At 36.1% G+C, this 7,309-nt stretch carries 6 protein-coding genes; 1 reads left to right on the forward strand and 5 read right to left on the reverse strand.

What is annotated here, in order from left to right:
• Positions 1-38: 38 nt before the first annotated feature.
• From IQ247_RS21955 to IQ247_RS21965, 3 genes are all read right to left on the reverse strand, one after another.
• Positions 39-1,778: an SDR family NAD(P)-dependent oxidoreductase gene (locus IQ247_RS21955; RefSeq protein ID WP_193923293.1), complete on the reverse strand. Its 1,740-nt coding sequence runs from the start codon at positions 1,776-1,778 to the stop codon at positions 39-41.
• 104 nt (positions 1,779-1,882) lie between these two features.
• Positions 1,883-2,536, reverse strand: coding sequence for a peptidase associated/transthyretin-like domain-containing protein (locus IQ247_RS21960; protein ID WP_193923294.1), 654 nt, complete (start codon positions 2,534-2,536; stop codon positions 1,883-1,885).
• 305 nt (positions 2,537-2,841) lie between these two features.
• Positions 2,842-3,099, reverse strand: coding sequence for a hypothetical protein (locus tag IQ247_RS21965; RefSeq protein ID WP_193923295.1), 258 nt, complete (start codon positions 3,097-3,099; stop codon positions 2,842-2,844).
• 505 nt (positions 3,100-3,604) lie between these two features.
• Here IQ247_RS21965 and xisF point away from each other — a divergent pair.
• Positions 3,605-5,080, forward strand: a complete 1,476-nt coding sequence (gene xisF / locus IQ247_RS21975; protein WP_193923297.1) for a fdxN element excision recombinase XisF — start codon at positions 3,605-3,607, stop codon at positions 5,078-5,080.
• A 436-nt stretch (positions 5,081-5,516) separates the two neighbouring features.
• On the opposite strand, the gene IQ247_RS21980 is transcribed toward xisF, so the two are convergent.
• Both IQ247_RS21980 and IQ247_RS21985 read right to left on the reverse strand, forming a co-directional pair.
• A complete protein-coding gene (locus IQ247_RS21980; protein ID WP_193923299.1) occupies positions 5,517-5,792 on the reverse strand; it encodes a hypothetical protein in 276 nt (91 codons plus the stop codon).
• Positions 5,793-6,559: 767 nt separating this feature from the next.
• Positions 6,560-7,309 (reverse strand): phosphopantetheine-binding protein (locus IQ247_RS21985; RefSeq protein WP_228059950.1); only part of this gene is annotated, 750 nt, incomplete at its 5' end.

The following is a 7,309-nucleotide window of genomic DNA, read 5'->3' on the forward strand; positions in this document are numbered from 1 at the left end:
TTTCGCGGAGGTATTCGCGGAGGTACGCAGAGAAATGATTAGGATTTTAAGGATTGTGTGGGAATGATAATTCCTTTACCACCTAATAAACGGGAATATATTTTACCTTGATTGTCGTGGATGATAAAATCGGCACTGACGCTACTATTTGATTTATTCCGAACTTCGCAAGAAACGTAAAAAGGTTTATTGTAAGGAGTTGCTGCAAATTGTTCGTGTTTTTTAATTTCAGCAGGTAAACAAACTTCTTGATGATAATGCTGTAACCAAACCCATAAAGGATGAGTACTTAAATCAATAGAGTAAGGATTTACCCATTGAACGGGAAATTGTCCTTGCTGTTTTCTATCGATTTCGTTCCAAATACACTCGATAGTAATTTTTTCTGGACTAATATTTACTACTTTTGTTATTCCTTTAAAAGATTCTCCGTGGAATAAAGGAAATATTGATGAATTCTCTTGATAAAAATCATTACCTGTAATCGGGATGATTTTATCTTCTGTCATATTTAATTGTTCGTAATTTGGGCTTGGAGTATTGTGCGATAATAAATGAATTTCGTCAATACTGTAATGGTAATTCAGTTTTCCGTTACCATTTCTACTCCATATTTTTGCTTTAAAAATGATTTCTTGTTGTTCATTTTTAGCAATTTCTTCTAAATCTAAAATATATTCATCAGCTTGCTTACCATTAAAAATTATTCCCTTTAATACCTTAAAATTGTTGTAGTAAAAAAACTTATATCCAGGATAAAGCTGTTCACAAGCATTAATCATCCATGCTGTTCCACAAGTAGCAGGTAAAACCGGCTTCCCACCTACTATATGGTCTTGTAAAAAAGGATTAGCTGCTTCGGTAAATTTACGATGAATGCGATAAGTTCTCAACTGAGAATTTAAAGGTGCTGGTGGGGGAGAAATCGGACTGCCAATGACAACTTGTGTCGAATCACGGTAACAGTCATGAAGTTCGTTGACTAACATTTTTGCTCCCGCTTCTACCGGAATAATTTCAATACCCCTACGGGCGAATTCTTTTTTCAATTCCGGTGTTACCATCCCACTATCCCAACCTCCCCAATTAATCGCTACGACATGACATTGGGGATAGTGTTGTTTAAACAAATGAGCAGATTTATTCAGAATCTCATTTGATAAAGCGTAATCAGATTGACCAATATTACCGTAAAAACCGGCAACAGAAGAGTATAAAACTAAATGTTCTAATTGGTCGAGATTAACACAAGCAAGTAGATTTTCTAACCCTTGAATTTTAGCGCTGTAAACTTTTTCAAAATCTTCTTCGGTCTTCTTTTCAAGAAGTTTATCAGCTAAATTACCCGCACCATGAATAATACCAGTTATTGTACCCATACTTTCTGTAACAGCAGTTATTTTTTGCTGTAAATCCTGAGTATTTGTGACATCAGCATTAATATATTGTGCTTCACCTCCTGCTTGTTTAATTTTTTCTAAAGTTCGTTTAATTTCTCGATCAGAAATAATTTGATTATAAATCTTTTTCACCTCTATGGGAGTAGGTTTTTCTCCCTTTTCCAGCAAATATTCCATAATCCTTTTTTTTAAAGTTGCTTCATCAAAGCAATTTTTTGCAAATAAAGGTTCCGATTTTAATAAGGAAGAACGTCCTAGTAAAATAAACTTACACGGATACTGTTGTGCCAATTCAATTACACATTTTGCAGTAATACCTTTAGCACCTCCACTAACAATAAAAAGCGATTCGGGACGAATTGAAGTTGCTGTTCTCATGATTGTTTTTGACCTACTTTATGGTAATTAATAACTTGCAAAATATTTATTAACAACAGATATTAGCCTTTAACCTCTAACCTTTAGCCTCTAACCTTTAACCTCTAACCTCTAACCTGATTAATCGGTAGATGAAAATTAATGTAATTGTCACGTCTATTAAAACGCTCTTTTCTCATCGCGGATACAATAGCAAATGTGGTAAATGTGAAAAAGACTACCATCAAAGCTATTAGTATTGGCACTAATTTGTCGATTTCAGTATTAGTTATATTAGTGTTATTAGTTTTATTTGTGTTATTTGCGTTATCAGTTTTATTTGCGTTATCAGTGTTATTTGCGTTATCAGTTTTATTTGCGTTATCAGTTTTATTTGCGTTATCAGGTTTATTTGCGTTATCAGTTTTATTTGCGTTATCTGTTTTATTACTTATACTAGAAGTATGATCGATATTTTCTTTATCAGTATTATTACTTCCTTGAACAATTGTAATATCCCCGAAATCCTTTTTATCACCTGGTAATTTAATCGAGGTTTTATACGTTTGATAACCGTTAGCTTCTACTGTGATTTGTCCTTGAATAACTCCATTACTATCGGGTTTTGCTGAAAAACGGTAAATACCTTCTAAATCGGTATAAGAAACGATTGAGGTACCATCATGGTTCTCAAATGTTACTTTAGCTGCTCTGATAGGTGCTTGTTTACTCCAGTCAACAATGCGACCGACGTAATTTTTTTTTTGATTTTCAGACATGATATTTTAAAGGTTAAAGGTTAAAGGTTAGAGGTTAGAGGTCAAAGGTTAGAGGTTAGAGGTCAAAGGTTAGAGGTTAAAGATTAAAATTTCTCTAGCGAGCTTTCCGGTATGTCCTTGCGGACACGCTGAGCCGCACGCTTTCGCGTGAACGCTAACGCACTAACTCCTAACTCCCGTACAGACGTAGCATTGCTACGTCTCTACAACTCCTCACTCCTCACTCTTAACTCCTAACTCCCGTACAGACGTAGCATTGCTACGTCTCTACAACTCCTAACTCCTCATTCCTAACTCCGGTGGTACTAACTCTCAACCGTAATCGTTGTTCTTCCTTGATTTCCGTAAGCAACTTCGGTTATTAGACGATTGGAATCGTGTAGTTCGGCTTTGATATGGTTGATGCAACTTTGGGTGTCGATTTCGGGATGTATGTCAATTGCTCTACAAAAAACTTCTCCCCATTCCCAAGTAAGTGTTTTGGTTAATCCAAATAATCCACCACCAATAGCACCAAAGTTGATTTTTTGTTCTAGTCCGAAAGCACCATCAAGTCTAGTCACTGTAAAAAAGCAACTGCGTCCTTTTTCTGCTGCTGCATTCAGAGATTTTTTCAGATGCTTAGCAATAAAGAAAACTTGTTTGACGATCGCCTTTTCTTCGGGAAAATATTTTATACTCTTGGGTGCAGCGTTAAATATTGGATGAATATGGATAAAAGCACCGATGGAACCGCAATTGGCTGCAATTGCTGTTAATTGTTGTTGGAGATGCTCTTCGCTTAAATCTTCTAAAATTATATTTTTAATATGGCTCGGTAATACCGAACTTCGCGGAACTATTGATTCGGGAAAGCTGATAACTACTACTTCCCAACCGCTTTGAGTTAAGGATTCGGCTAGTTCGGAAGTGGTGAGGGAACCATCATCGGTGATTAAAGCGATGTGTCCGGATGGTAATGTAAATTCTAGAAAATCGGGTGCGGGGAGGGGTTGTAATTTTGCGGGGGAAGATATACAGTAGACAACGCTTGAAATATAATATCTCTATTGTTTTCTTTATTGTCTCATGAAAGAAATTTGGGCGTATTGTCGGGTATCTTCAAAGTTGCAAGCGTACAGTGAGGAGGAATCGCTTAGTACTCAAATAAATCGATGTAAACTATATGGTGCTTCAAGAACATATTTTGATATCGATAAGAGAACTAAAGACATACGACCGGGATTATCTCAGTTACTAGAAGATATCGAAAAGTTAAAACCGGGAGAAGTGTCGGAACTAGTTTTTACGCGACTTGATCGGGTTGCTGCGTCTTCAGTCGCTTTCTACACGTTATTGCGGGCGCTCGACAAAAAGAATATAAAACCTGTGGCAATGGATGATTCACTAGACCTAGAAAGCGTTGGTGGTGAATTATCAGCCGATATTCGATTAGCTGTGAGTAAACATGAAGTTAAAATGTTGGGGCTTAGAGTTCGTAAGGCTTTGGAATATAGAAAGCTACAAGGTATTCCCCATAAATTACCTTTTGGATACGTGTTGTCAGATAACCAAATAGCTTTTGATTACACCCCTGTGCTTTGTAATATGAGAGATAAATTAGAATACTCCGTTCACGATGTAGTCAAAAAGATATTTGAAGTTTTCGATAGAACTCATAGTATTCGCGGAACATCATTTTGGATAAATGATTATTTCGGGTTGTCTTCCTCGGTTGACAAAAGAAAGCAACGAAGTAATCACGTTATAAAAGCGAACGAACCAATAAAGTTACCCCCACAAAATAATGCTGGAAAAAGATTCCCTCATTGTACTTTGAGATTTAGCGTAAAAACTATATCGAATTTATTGAAGAATCCTATTTATTCAGGAAGTGTCGGTACTAGCATCCAGCACGATAAAACTTATATATCAGAAGATGAACGATTAAAAATATTAGAAATTATCGAAAGCAATAAGTGCAATCCAAAAAGCGATCGCACTCGTAATAAAAATGAATACTCAGGTAAAATACGATGCTCCGTTTGTGGTGGTACGGTAACTAGAGTGTTTAGTAATGGAAGAAAAGAACCGTATTACTATTGTCTCAATGCGAAATCTAACGGTAATTGCTCGAATAAAAAGTTCATCACTAAGTCTAATTTAGATAAACAAGTAGTAGAACAATTACGAGATAACGCTATAACTTTAGCAGAACGTGCATTAACTTTTAAAAATCAAAAAGAAATTAAAGATACACCCGAAGTTAAAAAATTAAAAAAACAAATAAAAGCATTGAAACAAATAACACCATCTAGCGTTGAAATAGAGGACGTTATTAAAAGTCTTCAAATTAAACTAGAAAGTGAACTAGTAAAAACTATAGAACTTAAATCAGATAACGATACTTTACGACGTGAGTTTATTAGCGCTTTCAGTTACTTGGATTATGAGATATGGAGTAACTTTAGTGTTCTAGATAAAATTAAATTACTTGATTTGTACGTTGATTTCATTACTTTGTCTACTAATAAGACGGTCACAGTTAACTTGAGATTCAATTAATTCTTTTTCACGCTTTAATCTAATTTCATTAATTAGTTTAACAATACGTTCTGTAAATTCCCAATCGGATTCAAACTGCGTATCTGCTTGTTGACTCATGATTAAAAAATGTAGCGCGTATTCTCATTTAGGACTTACGCAACCGGCACATTTTCTTTGTAGGGTGCTGTGACGCTTCGGAAAAAATTTGAACGGTTCTATAAGACTTGTAGCGTCACGCACCACCCATGTATTGTGACAATTGCGTAACTCCTGTCATTATAAAGACTATAAGAATATGCGCTACATTTTTGTTTTAAATAATCAATTATTTAGTATAAATATTATTCAGTTTTAGTCATTACTTCTTTAACTTCGTTCATCCATCGAGTAAATTGATTACGCTGTTTTGGCGGTATTGATTTCGCCACAATATCAACTGCATCCCCAAGTAACTTCATGCAACTTGGGGGAGGGATTTTCCCAATATGATTGTCCTTATATCATTAAGTTGTTCTTGTAAATCATTTAGTTTAGGGGTATCCGCTGGTTTAAGTGGTTCACAAGCTTCAAAATAGTTTTCCAGCATGGTGCTAACAGCGTTTGAAAGTTCAGAACGGGTAAAATTTTCACTCACAAAACCACTAGCAACCATCTTCTCAGCCAATTCAGGTTTTATACGAAAACCAACATTCCTTGCATCTGATGGATACTTCTTTTTATCTGAAGACATGACAACCTAAAATAACTACACTATAAATATAGCGAAATTCGTCAACGTTTCAATGCATATAAGTTTGCATAATAGATTTTTAATTTAACATCAGATAACTCGCTGCTAAATTCGTTTACAGTCGATGACGAAATTCGCTATAGTTTAGAAGTATGAAATGAAACCAACACTTCCCATATCTCACAGGCATCGATTATTAAGGGTGTAATTAGGTGCCGTCACTTTTACGTATGTTACAAAATTTGACTATAATTACGTGTCAAATACAATACCTTTGCCAAAAAAAGAGTATGAAGAGAGAGGGCGTTCTGTAGTAGAGTTATATTCTTCCACAAAAATAACTCAAAAGCTACAGACAGCCCATGTTTGACATACTAGCAAGCTCACCTCTTTAGGTCGTATTCACAAGGCTTCTACAGTTGTTTAGCCCTCATAAATTGGCAAAGGTATTGTTAAAATATAACGTAAGTGGGTAAGCAAAATTAATTGTGTCCGAAGCGTTCGCGTAAGCGTGCGCGAAGCGCTTACGACAGCGTTCAGCAATCTCAAAGTGTTGCGATGAACCGCACTAACCCGGGTGAATGCTTCGTTTCACTATCTCCCGGAGGGAGACGCTTCGCTAACGTTCCACTCGCTTCGGACAACTATACAATTAATTTTGCCCAAGTACTTAGGATTATAAGTTTGCCTAGATACCAAAAAGAACACCCCACATAATACTATGTAGGGTTAGTCATTGGCTTGTTTTCAATAGGAATAGTGACTGTTTATTGTCTACTGTAAATGTGAGAGGGATGTCTTACAACCCCCCCAATTTGATTTAACTGCTGCTGACTTGCATCAGACTGTAACTTTTTTTTTTCACCTCCAGATAATCTCTGGAGATACTCAACTATTTGTCCGATGGTGCGTAGTTCGCTGATTTCTTCTAAATTATCGGGTTTGGGTAAGTCTGGGTAAGCTTCTTGTAATGCACCCATTATTTCTACTCTTTTAATAGAGTCAATACCCAAATCGGCTTCCATATCCATGTCCATTTCCAACATTTCCACAGGATAACCAGTCTTCTCGCTGGTGATTTCTAACATCGATTGACCAAGACCACTAGTATCAACAGTTGCTTCTGTTACTGTTGAAATTACAGGTGTTTCTGTTTCTACTGTTTCTGGAATAGAAGCTGTATCAGTTGTCGTCGGTTGAGCAATTTCTTCCTTTGTCGTTTCTACTGCTTCTACCGGGGTGCTAACAGCAGAACCAGAAGACATGGATTTGAGATACTCTACTATTTGACCGATAGTACGCAGTTCGCTTAATTCTTCTAAATTATCAGACTTTGGTAAATCAGGATACATTTCTTGTAATGCACCCATAATTTCTACTCGTTTAATAGAGTCAATACCCAAATCAGCTTCCATGTCCATATCCATCTCCAGCATTTCTACCGGATAACCCGTTTTTTCACTGGTGATAGCTAAAAGGTTTGTATCTAAATCGGATAAGTCTACAGAGGAAATAGG

The sequence above is a fragment of the Plectonema cf. radiosum LEGE 06105 genome (assembly GCF_015207665.1).
Taxonomy (GTDB): domain Bacteria; phylum Cyanobacteriota; class Cyanobacteriia; order Cyanobacteriales; family Nostocaceae; genus Rivularia; species Rivularia radiosa_A.

Excerpts from the sequence above, each read along its gene's own strand:
- xisF (WP_193923297.1), top strand. The coding sequence starts at position 3,605 with ATGAAAGAAATTTGGGCGTATTGTCGGGTATCTTCAAAGTTGCAAGCG.
- IQ247_RS21980 (WP_193923299.1), bottom strand. The coding sequence starts at position 5,792 with ATGTCTTCAGATAAAAAGAAGTATCCATCAGATGCAAGGAATGTTGGT.
- IQ247_RS21960 (WP_193923294.1), bottom strand. The coding sequence starts at position 2,536 with ATGTCTGAAAATCAAAAAAAAAATTACGTCGGTCGCATTGTTGACTGG.
- IQ247_RS21955 (WP_193923293.1), bottom strand. The coding sequence starts at position 1,778 with ATGAGAACAGCAACTTCAATTCGTCCCGAATCGCTTTTTATTGTTAGT.